The organism is Mesorhizobium sp. M2E.F.Ca.ET.209.01.1.1 (genome assembly GCF_004010375.2).
Classification (GTDB): domain Bacteria; phylum Pseudomonadota; class Alphaproteobacteria; order Rhizobiales; family Rhizobiaceae; genus Mesorhizobium.
In genome coordinates this window covers 1-355 of the sequence record NZ_SADP02000512.1, presented here as the reverse complement: position 1 = coordinate 355, position 355 = coordinate 1, and the positions used below count along the sequence as shown (strand labels likewise).

Annotated in this window: 1 protein-coding gene; it reads right to left on the bottom strand. The window is 65.9% G+C overall.

Annotated elements, in window-relative coordinates; translation table 11 throughout:
• On the bottom strand, positions 1–355 hold a 355-nt coding region (locus tag EN852_RS36700), incomplete at both ends, for a trypsin-like peptidase domain-containing protein (RefSeq protein ID WP_135879749.1).

Genomic DNA, 355 nt, shown 5'->3' with positions numbered 1-355 from the left:
GAATGGCCCGCTATGCAGGTCGCGGCCGCGCGCCGAAACGATGCCAGCGGTGACCGTGGTGCCGATGCCGAACGGATTGCCGATCGCCAGCACCTGGTCGCCGGTCATCAGCTTGCTGGAATCGCCCCATTTGACGGTCGGCAGCGGCTTGTCGGCCTTGATCTTGAGCACCGCCAGATCGTTTTTGGCGTCGTGGCCGACGAGCTTGGCCGGAAGCTCGGTGCCGTCATCGAGCGTCACCTTGATCGAGGTCGCGCCGTCGACGACGTGATTGTTGGTGACGATGGTGCCGTCGGCGCTGACGATGAAGCCCGAACCCAGAGCTTCCTGCCGCTGCGGCTGCTGCTGCGGCGGC